The following is an 18,919-nucleotide window of genomic DNA, read 5'->3' as shown; positions in this document are numbered from 1 at the left end:
CCGTCGTGGTTCATCTCGCAGTTCTTCGTAAATCTCGTACATCACGCAGCTCAAGGAGAGTCATCGAGCGATGGCCGGTCCAGCGTTCCGCGCCGCCGCCGTCCGGGTGCGCGTCCCCGCCACCAGTGCCAACCTCGGCCCGGGTTTCGACGCCTTCGGCCTGTCACTGGGGCTCTACGACGACGTGGTCGTCCGGGTGGCCGACTCAGGACTGCACATCGACATCGCGGGTGAGGGCAGCGAGACGCTGCCGCGCGACGAGAAGCATCTCCTCGTACGTTCCCTGCGCACCGCCTTCGACCTGCTCGGCGGACAGCCGCGCGGCCTCGAGATCGTGTGCGCCAACCGCATCCCGCACGGCCGGGGCCTGGGTTCCTCGTCGGCCGCCATCTGCGCCGGCATCGTCGCCGCCCGCGCGGTGACCATAGGCGGGGACAGCAGGCTCGACGACACCGCGCTCCTGGAGCTCGCGACCGAGATCGAGGGACACCCCGACAACGTCGCGGCCTGTCTGCTCGGCGGATTCACGCTCTCCTGGATGGAGTCCGGCGCCGCGCGCGCCATCAGGATGGACCCCGCGGACTCCATCGTTCCGGTGGTCTTCGTCCCCGGAAAGCCCGTGCTCACCGAGACCGCGCGGGGTCTGCTGCCGCGCACCGTCCCGCATGTCGACGCCGCCGCCAACGCGGGCCGCGCCGCACTGCTCGTCGAGGCGCTGACGCGGCGCCCCGAGCTGCTGCTGCCCGCCACCGAGGACCGTCTGCACCAGGAATACCGCGCCCCGGCGATGCCGGAGAGCGCCGCGCTCGTGGAGCGTCTGCGCGCCGACGGCATCCCGGCCGTGATCTCCGGCGCGGGACCCACGGTCCTCGCGCTCGCGGACCGCGCGTCGGCCGACAAGGTGGCCGATCTCGCAGGTCAGGGCTGGGCCGCCAACCGTCTGGACCTCGACGCCCAGGGGGCGTGCGTGTTGCCCCTGGCACCTGTCGAGGTCGATTGACGACGCACGGTTGCCGGATTTGGAGAGGGGGAATGTTTGTTGGATCCGGTAGTGTTAACCTCAAGTCTGCACCCGACCCCACCATGGCGAGGTGCTTCGCGTCCCTGTCCGGGACACCCATTCTTCCGGGAGCCTCCCAAACTGCTACGTGCCTTGCATTGGGTGCTATGCGCTGAGCAGTGCTGAGCACGCTCCGGAACCGGCGTGACCGAGCCGATGACACCGAACCTCAGTGCCACGGCTCCGGAATCGTCATCACCAGCAATGTCTTCCGCCGCTTTGGCGGACCACCGCCCCGGCACGGTCCACACAGCAAGGGCCAATGCCGGACAGCACAACCGGTCGCCGAGCCAGACAGGCCGACGTCCGCTCCAGGGAAGGACCCTTCGTGAGCGACACCACCGATCTGATGGGCGCACGTGTCGAGGAGACCGCTGCCGCGCCCGCCACGGACGCCTCCGCGCCTGCCACCGGTGCCGGCTCCAGGCGACGCCGCGGTACCGGCCTCGAGGGCATGGTGCTGGCCGAGCTGCAGCAGGTCGCATCCGGCCTCGGCATCAGGGGCACCGCGCGGATGCGCAAGAGCCAGCTGATCGAGGTCATCAAGGAGGCCCAGGCCGGAGGGGGTGCCCCGGCCAAGGCCGCGTCCGACGACGCCGCCGAGACCAAGCCGAAGCGCCGCGCCACCTCCAAGGCCCGTACGGGTGACGAGTCCGCCGCCCCGGCCGCGGACAAGGCCGAGAAGGCCGCCGAGAAGGCCGTGGCCCCGCAGCAGATCGAGATCCCCGGCCAGCCGGCCGGCGGCCCCTCCCGTACGAGCGAGGCCGACCGCGGGGCGGACGACGCCCCCGCCGAGCGCCGCCGTCGCCGTGCCACCGCCGAGGCGGGCAGCCCCGAGACGGTCACCGCCGAGGCGAAGACCGAGACGCAGGGCGACGCCGAGGGCGCCGAGGGCCGTCGTGAGCGCCGCGACCGCCGTGACCGCGACCGGGGCGGCCGTGACCGCGACCGCCGTCCGGCCAAGGGCGACGAGCAGCAGGGCGGCCAGGGTGCCGGCCAGCAGCGCCCGGACCGTCAGGAGCGCCAGGACCGCCCGGACCGTCAGCAGCAGGGCGGCGGCCGTCAGGACCGTCAGCAGCCGCGCGACAACGGGCCGCGCGACAACGGGCCGCGCGACAACGGACCGCGTGACAACGGACCGCAGGACGACGACGACTTCGAGGGCGGCCGCCGCGGCCGGCGCGGTCGTTACCGGGACCGCCGTGGGCGTCGTGGACGCGACGAGATCGCCGAGCCGCAGGTCGCCGACGACGACGTGCTGATCCCCGTCGCGGGCATCCTCGACATCCTCGACAACTACGCGTTCATCCGTACGTCGGGCTACCTCCCGGGTCCCAACGACGTGTACGTCTCCCTCGCCCAGGTCCGCAAGAACGGTCTGCGCAAGGGTGACCACGTCACCGGCGCGGTCCGTCAGCCCAAGGACGGCGAGCGCCGCGAGAAGTTCAACGCGCTCGTGCGCCTGGACTCGACCAACGGCATGGCGCCCGACTCCGGTCGCGGCCGGCCGGAGTTCAACAAGCTCACGCCGCTCTACCCGCAGGACCGGCTCCGTCTGGAGACCGACCCGGGTGTGCTGACGACCCGCATCATCGACCTCGTCGCGCCGATCGGCAAGGGCCAGCGCGGTCTGATCGTGGCCCCGCCGAAGACCGGCAAGACCATGATCATGCAGGCGATCGCCAACGCGATCACGCACAACAACCCCGAGTGCCACCTGATGGTCGTCCTGGTCGACGAGCGTCCGGAAGAGGTCACCGACATGCAGCGGTCGGTCAAGGGCGAGGTCATCTCCTCGACCTTCGACCGTCCGGCCGAGGACCACACCACGGTCGCCGAGCTCGCCATCGAGCGGGCCAAGCGTCTGGTGGAGCTGGGCCACGACGTCGTCGTGCTGCTCGACTCGATCACCCGTCTGGGCCGTGCGTACAACCTCGCCGCCCCGGCCTCCGGCCGCATCCTGTCCGGTGGTGTCGACTCGACCGCGCTCTACCCGCCGAAGCGCTTCTTCGGTGCCGCGCGCAACATCGAGGACGGCGGTTCGCTGACCATCCTGGCCACCGCGCTCGTCGACACCGGCTCGCGCATGGACGAGGTCATCTTCGAGGAGTTCAAGGGCACCGGCAACGCCGAGCTCAAGCTCGACCGGAAGCTCGCCGACAAGCGCGTCTTCCCGGCGGTGGACGTCGACGCGTCCGGTACCCGCAAGGAAGAGCTCCTGCTCGGCAGCGACGAGCTCGCCATCACCTGGAAGCTGCGTCGCGTGCTCCACGCGCTCGACCAGCAGCAGGCGATCGAGCTGCTGCTCGACAAGATGAAGCAGACGAAGTCGAACGCCGAGTTCCTGCTCCAGATCCAGAAGACGACGCCGTCGGTGGGCAACAACAACGACTGACGTCTTTCGCGACCGAGGTCGTCCGCGACCGTAGTTCGCAGGGCAGAAACCGCAAAGGGCCGCCCCCGTCACCCAGGTGACGGGGGCGGCCCTTTGCCCTGCTCGGCACACGTGTACGATCGCGCCCTTGAACAACTGCTGAAGCAGATCTGAACTCTTATCTCTGAGGGGGGACTTGAGTGGATACGTCCACGTCCGGGGGCGGTAGGCACAGGCGCCGTATACGGATCGCCGTTCCGGTCGCCGCGGCGGGCCTCGCCGCTGTGGTCGCCGGTGCGCTTCTGATGTCGTCCGCGAACGCCGCGCCCGGCACGCCGACGGTGTCCCTGCCCGCCGCGAACCTCGCCGCCTCCACGCCGTCCCAGGCCACGCTGGCCAAGCGGGTCGCGGGCGCGCTCGCGAGTGACGACACCGCGGGCCGCACGACGCAGAAGGCGTCCCTGAGCGCCTCCACGACCCCGGCGCACGTGGATCCGAAGATCATCGGCGGCACCACGACCACCATCACCACGGCCCCGTGGATGGCGCAGCTCTGGTACTACGACGACAAGGGCACCACCAGCGAGGCCGACGACTTCGGCTTCTTCTGCGGTGGCTCGGTCGTGTCGCCGACGAAGATCCTCACCGCCGCGCACTGCGTCAAGGGCTACGACTGGAAGGCCAACGGCGCCGTCATCACCGGCACCTCGCAGCTTCCGACCAGCGACTCCGCGGGCAACACCAACCTGCACGGCGGTACGGTCACCGCCGCGTGGCGGCAGTGGAACCACCCGTCGTACAACTCGACGACCATCGACAACGACATCGCGGTCATCACGCTGGACAGCCCGGTCAAGGCCACGCCGATCCGCATGACGACGTCCGGTGACACCACGTCGTACGCGTCCGGCACCAAGGCCACGCTCTACGGCTGGGGCCGCACCACGTCCACCACGCAGGACATCTCCGAGACGCTGAAGACGGCCACGCTGCCGATCAACTCGGACACCACCTGCAAGACCACGTACGGCACCGACTTCGTCGCGGGCCACATGGTCTGCGCGGGAACCAAGGCGACGGGTACCGACGCCGGCACCACCACGGCCTGCAACGGCGACTCCGGTGGCCCGCTGATCGTGAACGGCCGCATCGTCGGTGTCGTCTCCTGGGGCGTCGAGGACTGCGTCGCGAAGGGCGCGTACAGCGTCTTCTCGAAGGTCAGCACCTACGTCGGCGCCGCCTGGCCGCGGGTCGAGGACACCAACTTCAACGGTGACCACAAGGCCGACCTGTTCGTCCGCAACTCGTCGACCAAGACGGGCTACGAGAAGGACTCCAACGGCACCTCGTTCGCCGCTCGCAAGTCGATGGACTCGTGGGCCGGCCTGAACGTCGTGCTCCAGACCGACCTCAACCGGGACGGCTACCAGGACCTCGTGGTCCGTGACAGCACCACCGGCGATGTCTACTGGGTGCACGTGCTGCCGACGACGGGGCGCTCGGTCACCGACAAGATCTTCACCAACTGGAAGACCCGCACCCGGATCATCGCCCCCGGCGACATCACCGGCGACGCTCTGCCCGACATGCTCTCCGTCGACTCCGCCGGAGCGATGTGGGAGTACCCGGGCAAGGGCAACGGCACCTTCTCCGCGCGCGTCCAGGTCCGCACCGGCTGGAACCAGTACAACTCCATCCGCGCGCACGGTGACTTCACCGGTGACGGCAAGGCCGACCTGCTCGCCCGCCAGTCGGGCAGCGACGACCTGTACCTGTACAAGGGCACCGGCAAGACCGGCTCCGAGGCGTTCTCCTCCCGGATCAAGGTGCGCAGCGCCTGGACCGGCTACAACGCCTTCGACGCGGTCGGTGACATCACCGGCGACGGCAAGGCCGACTTCCTGGCCCGCACCCCCGGCGGCACGCTGTACCTGTACCCCGGGACCGGAAAGGCCACCAGCGAGATCTTTGCCACAAGGATCTCGGTAGGTACCGATTTCAAGCAGTACGACATCTTCGGCTGACATCGCAGGTGAGCGGGGTTCTCCCCGCTCCGGCCGAGCGCAAGTCGAGCACACGGAGTGCCCACCGCGTCACGCGGTGGGCACTTTTCGTCGTGCAACCCTTTCCCGAGTTTCCCCGTCTGACCGTACGGAGTGACCATGGAGCGGTACGCCTCGTCACGACCAGATGGGCCTGTCCCTGAAAGCAGGGGGTAACCGACCGCAAAGAGGAAGCCGAGGTACACATGCCCGCCGAGAGCACGCCGGAGCCCGCGATACCGGGCGACCCCGGCAACAGCACCCCGCCCCGCCCGAAGGGCAGCCGGCGCAAGCCCCGCAGCGCGCGGAGCAAGGCCCTGCTCATCACGGCCTGGACCGCGGCGGGTGTCGTGGCGCTCGGTGGCGCCGGAGCCGGCTATCTGTTCTTCAAGCTCAACGGCAACCTCAAGAGCGTCGACATCAACCAGGCGCTCGGCAGCGACCGGCCCGTGAAGGTCGACAACGGCTCGGAGAACATCCTGGTCCTCGGCTCCGACACCCGCTCCGGCACCAACAAGAAGCTGGGCGGCGGCACCGACGACGGCAGCGCCCGCTCCGACACCGCGATGATCGTCCACGTGTACAAGGGCCACAAGCGGGCCAGCGTGGTCTCCATCCCCCGGGACACCCTCGTCAAGCGCCCCTCCTGCACCGACTCCCAGGGCACCGTCCACGGCGCGGCCTCCGCCGCGATGTTCAACTCCGCCTACTCCACTGGCGGCGCCGCCTGCGCGGTGAAGACCGTCGAGTCCATGACCGGCATCCGCATGGATCACTACATCGAGGTCGACTTCAGCGGCTTCCAGAAGCTGATCGACGACCTCGGCGGCGTCACGGTCACCACGACCAAGGCCATCTCCGACAAGGAGAGCCATCTGCACCTGTCGGCCGGGTCCCACAAGCTCGACGGCAAGCAGGCGCTCGGCCTGGTCCGTACCCGGCACGGCGTCGGCGACGGTTCCGACCTCGGACGCATCCAGCTCCAGCAGGCGTTCATGAAGGCGCTCGTCGACCAGGTCAAGCACATCGGGCTCCTGTCCAACCCGAAAAAGCTGTACGACCTCGCCGACACCGCGACCAAGACGGTGACCGCCGACTCCGACCTCGGCAGCGTCACCGACCTCGCCTCCTTCGCGGGCGGCCTCAAGGGCATCGGCTCGTCCCACATGACCATGGTGACGATGCCGGTCCAGTACGACCCGGCCGACGGCAACCGCGTCCTGGTCGACAAGGCCAAGGCCGAGCTGGTGTGGAAGGCGCTGAAGGCCGACCGGCCGATCCCGAAGGCGGCCACCGAGGGAACGGCCACCGGCACCGCGAAGGGCGTCGTCAGCCCCGGCTGAGGCCCCTCCCGCGGGCCCGGGGGAGGACCGCCGGGCCCCCGCCGACGTGCGGGCACGCGGCCCCGCCGAGCCCTCCGGCCGGCGGGCGTGCAGGTCAGCGCCGTCCGGCCACGGCCCCGGCCTCGGGGAATACATCGCCGCGTCCCCCCGTTTTGGGGGATACGGCCAGTGCTGGCAGACTGGTACGTCGGCCCCGGTTCACGCATCCGCATCCAGCGGCGGCGACCCGGCGCCCTCCCGAAACTAGGAGACACCTTGAAGCGCGACATCCACCCCGAGTACGTCGAGACGCAGGTCAGCTGCACCTGTGGCGCGTCGTTCACCACCCGCAGCACGATCTCCAGCGGCACCATCCGCGCCGAGGTCTGCTCCGAGTGCCACCCGTTCTACACGGGCAAGCAGAAGATCCTCGACACCGGTGGCCGTGTGGCCCGCTTCGAGGCCCGCTTCGGCAAGGCTGCCGCTGCCAACAAGTAGCGAGCCCACAGCGCCGGTCTTCGGAGTCCCCCGCACGGGGACGCCGGGACCGGCGCTTTGCGGTCCAGCCCCCTCCCCGGGCTCTCGACGCGTTCGAGCAAGGGGAACCCCACGCCGTACCTACGTCCCCGCACCCTGCACGGAGCCGGGGACAGTCCATTGGAGCCGGAGATGTTCGAGGCGGTCGAGGAACTGATCGGCGAGCACGCCGATCTGGAGAAGAAGCTCGCTGACCCGTCGGTCCACGCCGACCAGGCCAACGCGCGCAAGCTCAACAAGCGCTACGCCGAGCTGACCCCGATCGTCGCGACGTACCGCTCCTGGAAGCAGACCGGGGACGACATCGGCACGGCCAAGGAGCTCGCCGCCGACGACCCCGACTTCGCCGCCGAGGTCAAGGACCTGGAGAAGCAGCGCGAGGAGCTCACCGAGAAGCTCCGCCTGCTGCTCGTCCCGCGCGACCCGAGCGACGACAAGGACGTCATCCTGGAGATCAAGGCGGGCGCCGGCGGCGACGAGTCCGCCCTGTTCGCCGGTGACCTGCTGCGCATGTACCTGCGCTACGCCGAGCGCATCGGCTGGAAGACCGAGATCATCGACGCCACCGAGTCCGAGCTCGGCGGCTACAAGGACGTCCAGGTCGCCGTGAAGACCAAGGGCGGCCAGGGCGCCACCGAGCCCGGCCAGGGCGTCTGGGCCCGCCTGAAGTACGAGGGCGGCGTCCACCGGGTGCAGCGCGTGCCCTCCACCGAGTCGCAGGGCCGTATCCACACCTCCGCCGCCGGCGTGCTGGTCACGCCCGAGGCCGAGGAGGTCGAGGTCGAGATCCTCGCGAACGACCTGCGGATCGACGTCTACCGCTCCTCGGGCCCCGGCGGCCAGTCCGTCAACACGACCGACTCCGCGGTGCGCATCACGCACATTCCCACCGGAGTCGTCGCTTCCTGCCAGAACGAGAAGAGCCAGCTCCAGAACAAGGAGCAGGCGATGCGTATCCTGCGCTCCAGGCTTCTCGCGGCGGCGCAGGAGGAGGCGGAGCGGGAGGCCTCCGACGTCCGCCGCAGCCAGGTCCGCACGGTCGACCGCTCCGAGAAGATCCGTACGTACAACTTCCCGGAGAATCGCATCTCGGACCACCGCGTCGGCTTCAAGGCGTACAACTTGGACCAGGTCCTCGACGGTGAGCTCGACGCCGTCATCCAGGCCTGTGTCGACGCGGACTCGGCCGCCAAGCTCGCCGCCGCGTAACACACGACGACAGTTCGGCGCCGTACACCACACGACAACAGCTCAGCCCCGGAGGACCAGCGTGAACCTGCTGCTCGCGGAAGTGGCCCAGGCCACCCAGCGGCTGGCCGACGCCGGCGTGCCCTCGCCGCGCAACGACGCGGAGGAGCTCGCCGCCTTCGTGCACGGCGTGAAGCGGGGCGAGCTGCACAGCGTCAAGGACGTGGACTTCGACGCCCGCTACTGGGAGGTGACCGCGCGCCGCGAGGCCCGCGAGCCGCTCCAGCACATCACCGGGCGCGCCTACTTCCGCTACCTCGAACTCCAGGTGGGACCCGGCGTGTTCGTGCCCCGTCCGGAGACCGAGTCGGTCGTCGGCTGGGCCATAGACGCCGTCCGCGCGATGGACGTCGTCGAACCGCTGATCGTCGACCTGTGCACCGGCTCGGGCGCCATCGCGCTCGCCCTCGCCCAGGAGGTCCCGCGCTCCCGCGTGCACGCCGTGGAGCTGTCCGAGGACGCCCTTCAGTGGACGCGCAAGAACGTCGAGGGGTCCAGGGTCGACCTGCGCCAGGGAGACGCCCTCACGTCGTTCCCCGACCTCGACGGCCAGGTCGACCTGGTGATCTCCAACCCTCCGTACATCCCGCTCACCGAATGGGAGTACGTACAGCCGGAGGCCCGCGACTACGACCCCGAACTCGCCCTGTTCTCCGGCGAGGACGGACTCGACCTCATCCGCGGCATCGAGCGCACCGCGCACCGGCTGCTGCGCCCCGGCGGCGTCGTCGTCATCGAGCACGCCGACACCCAGGGCGGACAGGTGCCCTGGATCTTCACCGAGGAGCGGGGCTGGGCCGACGCGGCCGACCACCCGGACCTCAACAACCGGCCGCGGTTCGCGACCGCCCGCAAGGCGATGCCGTGAGCACGGCCCACGCGGCACCGGCGCGCGACGCCCTCGCGCCGACGCGCACCGCGTCCGCCCGCATCGCGTTTCTTCGCACCCCCAGCCAGCAGTACGTGTATGAGGAGGCCCGCTAAATGGCACGGCGATACGACACCAACGACGCGACCGACCGCACCACAGGTCTGCGTGAGGCGGCGTCCGCCGTCCGCCGTGGCGAACTGGTGGTCCTCCCCACCGACACCGTCTACGGCATCGGCGCCGACGCGTTCACCGCGGAGGCCGTCGCCGATCTCCTCGACGCCAAGGGCCGGGGCCGCAACATGCCCACCCCCGTCCTCATCGGCTCCCCGAACACCCTGCACGGCCTCGTCACGGACTTCTCCGAGATGGCCTGGGAGCTCGTCGACGCGTTCTGGCCGGGTGCCCTGACCCTCGTCGCCAAGCACCAGCCCTCGCTCCAGTGGGACCTGGGGGACACCCGGGGCACGGTCGCGATCCGCATGCCGCTGCACCCCGTCGCCATCGAGCTCCTGACGGAGGTCGGCCCGATGGCCGTGTCCTCCGCCAACCTCACCGGCCACCCCGCGCCGGAGGACTGCGACGCCGCCCAGGGCATGCTCGGCGACTCCGTCTCGGTCTACCTGGACGGCGGCCCGACCCCCGGCAACGTGCCCTCCTCGATCGTCGACGTCACCGGCAAGGTGCCCGTCCTGCTGCGCGCCGGCGCCCTGTCGGCCGAGGAGCTGCGGAAGGTCGTACCCGACCTCGAGGTGGCGAATTGACAGCCCCCGAGTCCTTCGGGCTCCCCGCTCGGCCGGAGCAGGGAGCGGCCCCATGCGTGGCATAGGCACGGGGATCACCGGGACCGGCGGATCCCCGAGCGGATCCTTCCGCATCCTCTATGTCAGCACCGGCAACGTGTGCCGCTCGCCGATCACCGAGCGGCTGACCCGGCATGCCCTGGCGGACCGGCTGGGCGACCCGCTGTGGGGCGGTCTCATCGTGGAGAGCGCCGGCACCTGGGGCCACGAGGGCGCGCCGATGGAGGCCAACGCGGCGACCGTGCTGACCGACTTCGGGGCGGACCCCTCCGGCTTCGTGGGGCGTGAGCTCCTCGACGACCACGTCATCCGCGCCGACCTGGTCCTGACGGCGACCCGCGACCACCGCGCCCAGGTCATCTCCATGGGGCACTCCGCCGGTCTGCGCACCTTCACGCTGAAGGAGTTCACCCGGCTGGTGCGCGCCATAGACCCCGCGACCCTGCCGCCCCTGCGGGACGGCGTGGTCGAGCGTGCCGTCGCCCTGGTGCGGGCCGCCGCCGCGCTGCGCGGCTGGCTGCTGGCCCCCACCGCGGAGGCGGACGAGGTGTTCGACCCGTACGGGGCGCCCCTGCCGTTCTTCCGGTCCATCGGGGACGAGATCAACGAGGCGCTGGATCCGGTCGTCACCGCTCTGACGGGGGTACCCGCGCGGACGTGACACCGGGCGTGCCACCGGTCCCGGTTCTACATTGGACGTAAGCGTCCCCCCGCAGATGTCCGGAGCCCACCATGCCGGTCGCCACCTTGCCCGATGCGGATGTACTGAGCCGCCAGGATCCCGAGCTCGCCGAGATCCTGCGCGGTGAGCTGGACCGGCAGTCGACCACGCTGCAGCTCATCGCGGCGGAGAACTTCACCTCGCCCGCCGTGCTGGCCGCGCTCGGCTCGCCGCTGGCGAACAAGTACGCCGAGGGCTATCCCGGAGCACGCCACCACGGCGGCTGCGAGATCGTCGACGTCGCCGAGCGGATCGCCGTCGACCGCGCCAAGGCCCTCTTCGGCGCCGATCACGCCAACGTGCAGTCCCACTCCGGGAGTTCGGCCGTGCTGGCCGCGTACGCCGCCCTGCTGCGGCCCGGTGACACCGTGCTGGCGATGGGCCTGCCCTTCGGCGGTCACCTCACGCACGGGTCGCCCGCGAACTTCTCCGGCCGCTGGTTCGACTTCGTCGGCTACGGCGTCGAGGCGGAGTCGGGGCTGATCGACTACGAGCAGGTGCGCACGCTGGCCCGCGCCCGTCGGCCCAAGGCCGTCGTCTGCGGGTCGATCTCGTACCCGCGGCACATCGACTACGCGCTGTTCCGGGAGATCGCCGACGAGGTCGGCGCCTATCTCATCGCGGACGCCGCCCATCCGATCGGGCTCGTCGCGGGGGGAGCGGCGCCGAACCCGGTGCCGTACGCCGATGTCGTGTGCGCCACCACGCACAAGGTGCTGCGCGGGCCGCGCGGCGGGATGGTGCTGTGCGGCGGCGAGCTGGCCGAGCGGGTCGACCGGGCCGTCTTCCCGTTCACGCAGGGCGGTGCGCAGATGAACGCCATCGCGGCCAAGGCGGTCGCGTTCGGCGAGGCGGCGACCCCGGCCTTCACGGCGTACGTCCACCAGGTGACCGCCAACGCGCGGGTGCTCGCCGCCGGTCTGGAGGCGGAGGGCCTCGCGGTCACCACGGGCGGCACCGACACGCATCTGCTGGTCGCGGATCCGGCGCCGCTCGGCGTCGACGGGCGGACGGCGCGGGGCCGGCTGGCCGCGGCCGGTATGGTCCTCGACACCTGTGCGCTGCCTCACGGTGACGCCCGCGGCCTGCGGCTCGGCACCGCGGCGCTGACCACGCAGGGGATGGACGAGCCGGAGATGGCGCGGGTCGCGGCCCTGTTCGCGGGGGTGCTGCGGGACGAGGTCGACAGCCGCACGGCACGTGAGGAAGTGCGGGAGCTGACGGGAAGATTTCCGCCTTATCCGGACTGACCGGGGGTACGCGTACCGAGGCGCACAGCCACACGTGCAACCATCGTCGCTACCCGAAAGTCCTCAACCATATGCGTGCATCGCTAGGGTGTGGGGCTGTGATGGCCAGCGAGACCTGTGGGGAAGCCCGTGCGTGAATACCTGCTGACGCTCTGCATCACGGCCGCGGTGACGTACCTGCTGACAGGGCCGGTACGTAAATTCGCGATCGTGGCCGGAGCCATGCCGGAAATCCGGGCGCGCGACGTGCACCGTGAACCCACGCCGAGGCTCGGCGGCATCGCCATGTTCTTCGGTCTGTGCGCCGGCCTGCTGGTCGCCGACCATCTGAAGAACCTGAACGCGGTCTTCCAGAACTCCAACGAGCCACGCGCGCTGCTCTCCGGCGCGGCGCTGATCTGGCTGATCGGTGTGCTGGACGACAAGTTCGAGATCGACGCCCTGATCAAGCTCGGCGGACAGATGATCGCCGCGGGCGTGATGGTCATGCAGGGTCTGACGATCCTGTGGCTGCCGATCCCCGGGGTCGGCCTGGTCGCGCTGACCCAGTGGCAGGGCACGCTGCTGACGGTGGCGCTCGTCGTCATCACGATCAACGCGGTCAACTTCGTGGACGGTCTCGACGGCCTGGCCGCCGGCATGGTGTGCATCGCGTCCGCCGCGTTCTTCCTGTACGCCTACCGGATCTGGTACTCGTACGGCATCGAGGCGGCCGCCCCGGCGACACTGTTCGCGGCGATCCTGATGGGCATGTGCCTGGGCTTCCTGCCGCACAACATGCATCCCGCGCGGATCTTCATGGGCGACTCCGGCTCGATGCTCATCGGGCTGGTGCTGGCCGCCGGCGCCATCTCCATCACCGGGCAGATCGACCCCGATGTGATGAACCTGTTCTCCGGTTCGGAGCGCAACACGGTGCACCAGACGGTGCCGGTGTTCATCCCGCTGCTGCTGCCGCTGACGATCATCGCGATCCCGGCCGCGGACCTGGTGCTCGCGATCGTGCGGCGCACCTGGCGCGGGCAGTCGCCGTTCGCCGCTGACCGGGGGCATCTGCACCACCGCCTCCTGGAGGTCGGCCACTCGCACAGCCGCGCGGTCCTGATCATGTACTTCTGGTCGGCGCTGATCGCGTTCGGCGCTCTCGCGTACTCGGTCAACTCCGGTGCCATGTGGAGCGTTCTCACCATCGCGGCGCTCAGCGCGGTCGGTCTGGTGCTGCTCCTGCTGCCGCGCTTCACGCCGCGTGCCCCGCGCTGGGCCGAGCACCTCCTGCCGCCGCGCTACCGCCGCCGCAGGGCCGCGGCGGCCGGTGCCCGGGACGTGGCGCCCGTGACCCACGAGGCGGCGCCGGAGGGCGAGCCGGACGAGGCGCGTGAGCACCGTGCTCCGGCTGCTGCCGGAGTCTCAGGAGTCAACGGAGCGACGGCGATCGGTGCCCGTCCGAGACTTCTGGACCGGCGTGAGGCCGAGTCCTCGCGCTGAGCCGAAGGTAAGAATCTGACTAACGCGTGACCAAATCGTGGGGGAGTAAAGCGCCCCAATATCAGACAAAGGGGCGCTTGAAATGCACAGACGCGCAGCTTCACTCTCATGTGTGACAGTCAGCACACCAACCAGGTAAAGACCTCATCAAATAGTTTGTGATACGGTTCACGAGAACCCAGGGCAGAGCCGAAGGACCCCTGTACGACGGTCCTTTGGCGTGAGGTTCTCTCTCAGCCCGGGACTACGCTCGTCCATGACGACACGCCCCCCTTAGCAAGCGGAGTTGCCGCCATGCCGTCCAATGACGCCCGGATCCTCCTTCAGGCCGCCGTACCCACGGCTGCCGTCGGCGCGATTGCCGCCGTCGTCAGCGGTGTGGTCGCCGGCGGCAAGGGAGCGCTCGGGGCGGTCGTCGCGACGCTGGTGGTGCTTCTCTTCATGGGGCTCGGCCTCTACGTCCTGCAGCGCACCGCCAAATCGCTTCCGCACTTGTTCCAGGCGATGGGTCTCCTGCTCTACACGGCACAAATCCTTCTGCTGTTCATCTTTGTCGCCGCGTTCAAGAACACATCGCTGTTCAATCCCAAGTCCTTCGCGCTCACCCTGGTCGTCACCACGCTCGTGTGGATCGGCGCACAGGCACGTGCCCATATGAAGGCCAAGATCCTCTACGTCGAACCCGACTCCTCGAAGGCCGAAAAGCCCGAGAACAAGGGGCACTCGTCGTGAGGGGTAGGGCCGGGATAAGTGCACGCAGGAGATCCTGCTATCGTCCGGTGCCAACTGCGGCATCGCGGGCGCGGGCATCTGAGCTGACGCCTGTTCGATCGCGAGGCTTGATGCCCCTCTGCCGCCCCCACATCCGTAACACCAGCCCAGTGCCGAACCGCGGCTGCGCGCCGCGCCGACACAACGAGGATGCCGTACCTATGCGCCACGCTGAAGGAGCCCGCGGTGAGTGCTGACCCGACGCAGGTGCTCGCCTTCGAGACCGACTGCCACATCTTCGACGGTTGTGGCTTCCCGGCACCGGGCCTGCACTCGTTCCTGTTCGAGCCTCTCTGGGGCGACGGGGACAGCAACTTGTACTTCAACAAGACGATGCTCCTGGCGCTGCTCGGCTCGATCGTCATCGTCGCCTTCTTCTGGGCCGCCTTCCGCAAGCCGAAGGTCGTCCCGGGCAAGCTGCAGATGGTCGCCGAGACCGGCTACGACTTCATCCGCCGCGGCGTCGTCTACGAGACGATCGGCAAGAAGGAAGGCGAGAAGTACGTTCCGCTGATCGTCTCGCTGTTCTTCTTCATCTGGATGATGAACCTCTGGTCGATCATTCCCGTCGCCCAGTTCCCGGTGACGGCGATCATCTCGTACCCCGCGGTACTGGCCGGCATCGTCTACATCGTCTGGGTGTCCCTGACGTTCAAGCGCCACGGTTTCGTCGGAGCGTTCAAGAACTTCAGCGGCTACGACAAGTCGCTCGGCCCGGTTCTCCCGCTGGCCATGTTCATCGAGCTGCTCTCGAACCTGATCGTCCGGCCGTTCACGCACGCGGTGCGACTCTTCGCGAACATGTTCGCGGGCCACACGCTGCTGCTGCTGTTCACGATCGCCACCTGGTACCTGCTCAACGGCTTCGGGATCGTCTACTCGGGCGTCTCGTTCATCATGGTCATCGTCATGACGGCCTTCGAGCTGTTCATCCAGGCCCTGCAGGCGTACGTGTTCGTGCTGCTGACCTGCACCTTCATCCAGGGCGCGCTGGCCGAGCACCACTGAGCGCCCCTCCCTCCACCCCGCATTCGTCCGGTGGCCACCCCCCACCGGTCCGTAAAGAAAAGGAAGAACTGGCATGTCCCAGACCCTTGCCGCTGTCTCCGGCTCGCTCGGCTCGATCGGTTACGGCCTCGCGGCCATCGGCCCCGGCGTCGGCGTCGGCATCATCTTCGGTAACGGCACCCAGGCTCTCGCCCGTCAGCCCGAGGCCGCCGGTCTGATCCGCGCCAACCAGATCCTCGGCTTCGCCTTCTGTGAGGCGCTCGCCCTCATCGGTCTGGTCATGCCGTTCGTCTACGGCACCTGATCCACCCGATCAGCGACAGCCCACTAGACGAAAGGCACTGACATGAGCCACCTGCTCATTCTGGCGGCCGAGGAGAAGGAAAACCCCCTCGTCCCGCCGATCCCCGAGCTTGTCATCGGCCTGCTCGCCTTCGTCATCGTCTTCGGCTTCCTGGCCTGGAAGCTTCTCCCGAACATCAACAAGGTTCTGGAGCAGCGTCGCGAGGCCATCGAGGGCGGTATCGAAAAGGCCGAGGCCGCGCAGACCGAGGCCCAGAGCGTTCTCGAGCAGTACAAGGCTCAGCTCGCCGAGGCCCGTCACGAGGCCGCGCGCCTGCGCCAGGAGGCACAGGAGCAGGGCGCCACGCTCATCGCCGAGATGCGCGCGGAAGGCCAGCGGCAGCGCGACGAGATCGTCGCCGCCGGCCACACGCAGATCGACGCCGACCGCAAGGCCGCCGCTCACTCGCTGCGTCAGGACGTCGGCACCCTTGCCACCGACCTGGCCGGCAAGCTCGTCGGCGAGTCCCTCGAGGACCACGCCCGCCAGAGCCGTGTCATCGACCGTTTCCTCTCCGAGCTTGAGGAGAAGGCCGAGGCGGCTCGATGACTGCACACGGAGCGAGCCGCGAGGCAACCGCAGCCGCACGTGAGCGTCTCGACGCGCTGACGGACTCGACGTCCGTGGACGCGGCCCGGCTCGCCGACGAGCTGGCCGCGGTCACCGCGCTGCTCCACCGCGAGGTGTCGCTGCGTCGGGTCCTCACCGACCCGGCGCAGCCCGGCGAGGCCAAGGCCGAGCTGGTCCAGCGCCTGATCGGCGGCCAGGTGGGCGGCAGCGCCGCCGACCTGGTGTCCGGCATGGTGCGTTCCCGCTGGTCGCAGCCCCGCGACCTGGTGGACGCGCTGGAGGAGCTCACCGCCACCGCCGACCTCACGGCGGCGCAGCGGACGGGCGCTCTCGACAACGTCGAGGACGAGCTGTTCCGCTTCGGCCGGATCGTCGCCTCGAACACCGAGCTGCGCGCCGCGCTGACCGACCGGGCCGCCACCACGGCGGCCAAGAGCGAGCTGCTGCGCAGCCTGCTCGGCGGCCGGGCCGACGTGACGACCGAGCGTCTGGTGACGCGTCTCGTGACCGCGCCCCGCGGACGTAGCCTGGAAGCGGGACTCGAGTCCCTGTCCAAGCTCGCCGCCGAGCGCCGCGACCGCATGGTCGCCGTGGTCACCTCCGCGGTGCCGCTGAGTGACGGACAGAAGCAGCGCCTCGGCGCCGCCCTGGCCAAGCTCTACGGCCGCCCGATGCACCTCAACCTCGACGTGGACCCCGATGTCCTCGGCGGGATCCGGGTGCAGGTCGGCGACGAGGTCATCAACGGTTCCATCGCGGACCGACTCGAGGACGCCGCCCGCCGCATGGCGAGCTAGTAACACACAAGCAGTACGCAATTACGGCCCTGGTTGGGCCGTGCAGAGGATTCACCTCTCATCGGGGGGAGTCCCCCATCCCCCCAAGTGAAACTTCGGGCCCAACAAGGAGAGCAGGGAACCCAGATGGCGGAGCTCACGATCCGGCCGGAGGAGATCCGGGACGCACTGGAGAACTTTGTCCAGTCGTACCAGCCGGACGCGGCCTCGCGCGAGGAGGTCGGTACGGTCACCGTCGCCGGCGACGGTATCGCCAAGATCGAGGGTCTTCCCTCGGCCATGGCGAACGAGCTGCTGAAGTTCGAGGACGGAACCCTCGGCCTCGCGCTGAACCTGGAAGAGCGCGAGATCGGTGCGGTCGTCCTCGGCGAGTTCAGCGGTATCGAAGAGGGCCAGCCGGTGCAGCGCACCGGTGAGGTGCTGTCCGTCGCCGTGGGCGAGGGCTACCTCGGCCGCGTCGTCGACCCGCTCGGCAACCCGATCGACGGCCTCGGCGAGATCGAGACGTCCGGCCGCCGCGCCCTCGAGCTGCAGGCACCGGGCGTCATGGTCCGCAAGTCGGTGCACGAGCCGATGGAGACGGGCTACAAGGCCGTCGACGCGATGACCCCGATCGGCCGTGGCCAGCGTCAGCTGATCATCGGCGACCGTCAGACCGGCAAGACCGCGCTGGCCGTCGACACGATCATCAACCAGCGCGACAACTGGCGCTCGGGCGACACCAAGAAGCAGGTCCGCTGCATCTACGTCGCCATCGGTCAGAAGGGTTCGACCATCGCCTCCGTGCGTGGCGCCCTCGAAGAGGCCGGCGCGCTGGAGTACACGACCATCGTCGCCGCCCCGGCGTCCGACCCGGCCGGCTTCAAGTACCTTGCGCCGTACACCGGTTCGGCCATCGGTCAGCAGTGGATGTACGAGGGCAAGCACGTCCTCATCATCTTCGACGACCTCTCGAAGCAGGCCGACGCCTACCGCGCCGTGTCCCTGCTGCTCCGCCGTCCGCCGGGCCGCGAGGCCTACCCCGGTGACGTCTTCTACCTGCACTCCCGTCTGCTGGAGCGCTGCGCGAAGCTCTCCGACGACCTGGGCGCCGGTTCGATGACGGGTCTGCCGATCGTCGAGACCAAGGCGAACGACGTGTCGGCGTTCATCCCGACCAACGTCATCTCCATCACCGACGGCCAGTGCTTCCTGGAGTCCGACCTGTTCAACGCCGGCCAGCGTCCGGCCCTGAACGTCGGTATCTCGGTCTCCCGCGTCGGTGGCTCCGCCCAGCACAAGGCGATGAAGCAGGTCTCCGGCCGTCTGCGCCTCGACCTGGCCCAGTACCGCGAGCTGGAGGCGTTCGCCGCCTTCGGTTCCGACCTGGACGCCGCGTCGAAGTCGCAGCTGGAGCGCGGTCAGCGTCTGGTGGAGCTGCTCAAGCAGGCTCAGTACCAGCCGATGCCGACCGAGGACCAGGTCGTCTCCGTGTGGTCCGCGACCACCGGCAAGATGGACGACGTCCCGGTCGCCGACATCCGCCGCTTCGAGAAGGAGCTCCTGGAGTACCTGCACCGCAAGGAGCAGGGCCTCATGACCTCCATCAAGGAGGGCGGCAAGATGTCGGACGACACGCTCACCGCCATCGCCGACGGCATCGCGGACTTCAAGAAGCAGTTCGAGACCTCGGACGGGAAGCTTCTCGGCGAGGACGCTCCGGCCGCCGCCAAGTGACGTA

17 protein-coding genes are annotated in these 18,919 nt (G+C 69.3%); all 17 read left to right on the top strand.

Translation table 11 applies throughout. From position 1 onward, the window contains the following. Positions 1-70 precede the first annotated feature (70 nt). The gene (gene thrB / locus ACZ4TO_RS36775) at positions 71-1,000 is read left to right on the top strand and encodes a homoserine kinase (protein WP_339131544.1); all 930 of its coding nucleotides are present in this window, start codon (positions 71-73) and stop codon (positions 998-1,000) included. Positions 1,001-1,388: 388 nt separating this feature from the next. Beyond that, positions 1,389-3,455, top strand: coding sequence for a transcription termination factor Rho (rho, locus tag ACZ4TO_RS36770; protein ID WP_468026451.1), 2,067 nt, complete (start codon positions 1,389-1,391; stop codon positions 3,453-3,455). A gap of 284 nt (positions 3,456-3,739) precedes the next feature. Then, positions 3,740-5,458 (top strand): trypsin-like serine protease, encoded by a 1,719-nt coding sequence (locus ACZ4TO_RS36765; protein WP_468026450.1) that lies wholly within the window; start codon positions 3,740-3,742, stop codon positions 5,456-5,458. 224 nt (positions 5,459-5,682) lie between these two features. Continuing rightward, a complete protein-coding gene (locus tag ACZ4TO_RS36760; protein WP_468026449.1) occupies positions 5,683-6,819 on the top strand; it encodes an LCP family protein in 1,137 nt (378 codons plus the stop codon). A gap of 255 nt (positions 6,820-7,074) precedes the next feature. Beyond that, positions 7,075-7,296, top strand: a complete 222-nt coding sequence (gene rpmE, locus ACZ4TO_RS36755; protein ID WP_382787376.1) for a 50S ribosomal protein L31 — start codon at positions 7,075-7,077, stop codon at positions 7,294-7,296. Between the two features lie 171 nt (positions 7,297-7,467). Then, positions 7,468-8,544, top strand: coding sequence for a peptide chain release factor 1 (gene prfA / locus ACZ4TO_RS36750; protein WP_382787374.1), 1,077 nt, complete (start codon positions 7,468-7,470; stop codon positions 8,542-8,544). Positions 8,545-8,605: 61 nt separating this feature from the next. Further along, positions 8,606-9,451: a peptide chain release factor N(5)-glutamine methyltransferase gene (gene prmC / locus ACZ4TO_RS36745; protein ID WP_382787372.1), complete on the top strand. Its 846-nt coding sequence runs from the start codon at positions 8,606-8,608 to the stop codon at positions 9,449-9,451. A 116-nt stretch (positions 9,452-9,567) separates the two neighbouring features. Next, entirely contained in the window at positions 9,568-10,215 is a 648-nt protein-coding gene (locus tag ACZ4TO_RS36740) for an L-threonylcarbamoyladenylate synthase (RefSeq protein WP_382787370.1), read from the top strand. 52 nt (positions 10,216-10,267) lie between these two features. Next, entirely contained in the window at positions 10,268-10,915 is a 648-nt protein-coding gene (locus tag ACZ4TO_RS36735) for an arsenate reductase/protein-tyrosine-phosphatase family protein (protein ID WP_382787368.1), read from the top strand. A 71-nt stretch (positions 10,916-10,986) separates the two neighbouring features. Further along, entirely contained in the window at positions 10,987-12,225 is a 1,239-nt protein-coding gene (locus tag ACZ4TO_RS36730; protein ID WP_382787366.1) for a serine hydroxymethyltransferase, read from the top strand. A gap of 129 nt (positions 12,226-12,354) precedes the next feature. Continuing rightward, positions 12,355-13,710: an MraY family glycosyltransferase gene (locus tag ACZ4TO_RS36725; protein ID WP_382787364.1), complete on the top strand. Its 1,356-nt coding sequence runs from the start codon at positions 12,355-12,357 to the stop codon at positions 13,708-13,710. A gap of 294 nt (positions 13,711-14,004) precedes the next feature. Next, a complete protein-coding gene (locus ACZ4TO_RS36720; protein WP_355760478.1) occupies positions 14,005-14,442 on the top strand; it encodes a hypothetical protein in 438 nt (145 codons plus the stop codon). Positions 14,443-14,667: 225 nt separating this feature from the next. After that, positions 14,668-15,489, top strand: coding sequence for a F0F1 ATP synthase subunit A (gene atpB / locus ACZ4TO_RS36715; RefSeq protein WP_355760475.1), 822 nt, complete (start codon positions 14,668-14,670; stop codon positions 15,487-15,489). A 73-nt stretch (positions 15,490-15,562) separates the two neighbouring features. Further along, entirely contained in the window at positions 15,563-15,793 is a 231-nt protein-coding gene (gene atpE, locus ACZ4TO_RS36710) for an ATP synthase F0 subunit C (RefSeq protein ID WP_028804225.1), read from the top strand. A 42-nt stretch (positions 15,794-15,835) separates the two neighbouring features. Further along, positions 15,836-16,381, top strand: coding sequence for a F0F1 ATP synthase subunit B (locus ACZ4TO_RS36705; RefSeq protein ID WP_382787361.1), 546 nt, complete (start codon positions 15,836-15,838; stop codon positions 16,379-16,381). Next, entirely contained in the window at positions 16,378-17,199 is an 822-nt protein-coding gene (locus ACZ4TO_RS36700) for a F0F1 ATP synthase subunit delta (RefSeq protein WP_382787359.1), read from the top strand. Before ACZ4TO_RS36705 ends, ACZ4TO_RS36700 begins: the two co-directional genes overlap by 4 nt. 126 nt (positions 17,200-17,325) lie before the next feature. Then, positions 17,326-18,915, top strand: coding sequence for a F0F1 ATP synthase subunit alpha (gene atpA, locus ACZ4TO_RS36695; RefSeq protein ID WP_382787357.1), 1,590 nt, complete (start codon positions 17,326-17,328; stop codon positions 18,913-18,915). Positions 18,916-18,919 lie beyond the last annotated feature (4 nt).

The organism is Streptomyces sp. NPDC028298 (genome assembly GCF_055565895.1).
Note: the sequence above shows the minus strand (reverse complement) of the source record. Positions and strands in the feature narration are given on the sequence as shown.

What these genes read in the sequence shown, in the direction of transcription:
- thrB (WP_339131544.1), top strand. Translation starts at nt 71, where the DNA reads ATGGCCGGTCCAGCGTTCCGCGCCGCCGCCGTCCGGGTGCGCGTCCCC.
- ACZ4TO_RS36765 (WP_468026450.1), top strand. Translation starts at nt 3,740, where the DNA reads ATGTCGTCCGCGAACGCCGCGCCCGGCACGCCGACGGTGTCCCTGCCC.
- ACZ4TO_RS36760 (WP_468026449.1), top strand. Translation starts at nt 5,683, where the DNA reads ATGCCCGCCGAGAGCACGCCGGAGCCCGCGATACCGGGCGACCCCGGC.
- prfA (WP_382787374.1), top strand. Translation starts at nt 7,468, where the DNA reads ATGTTCGAGGCGGTCGAGGAACTGATCGGCGAGCACGCCGATCTGGAG.
- ACZ4TO_RS36740 (WP_382787370.1), top strand. Translation starts at nt 9,568, where the DNA reads ATGGCACGGCGATACGACACCAACGACGCGACCGACCGCACCACAGGT.
- ACZ4TO_RS36735 (WP_382787368.1), top strand. Translation starts at nt 10,268, where the DNA reads ATGCGTGGCATAGGCACGGGGATCACCGGGACCGGCGGATCCCCGAGC.
- ACZ4TO_RS36730 (WP_382787366.1), top strand. Translation starts at nt 10,987, where the DNA reads ATGCCGGTCGCCACCTTGCCCGATGCGGATGTACTGAGCCGCCAGGAT.
- ACZ4TO_RS36720 (WP_355760478.1), top strand. Translation starts at nt 14,005, where the DNA reads ATGCCGTCCAATGACGCCCGGATCCTCCTTCAGGCCGCCGTACCCACG.
- atpE (WP_028804225.1), top strand. Translation starts at nt 15,563, where the DNA reads ATGTCCCAGACCCTTGCCGCTGTCTCCGGCTCGCTCGGCTCGATCGGT.
- ACZ4TO_RS36705 (WP_382787361.1), top strand. Translation starts at nt 15,836, where the DNA reads ATGAGCCACCTGCTCATTCTGGCGGCCGAGGAGAAGGAAAACCCCCTC.
- ACZ4TO_RS36700 (WP_382787359.1), top strand. Translation starts at nt 16,378, where the DNA reads ATGACTGCACACGGAGCGAGCCGCGAGGCAACCGCAGCCGCACGTGAG.
- atpA (WP_382787357.1), top strand. Translation starts at nt 17,326, where the DNA reads ATGGCGGAGCTCACGATCCGGCCGGAGGAGATCCGGGACGCACTGGAG.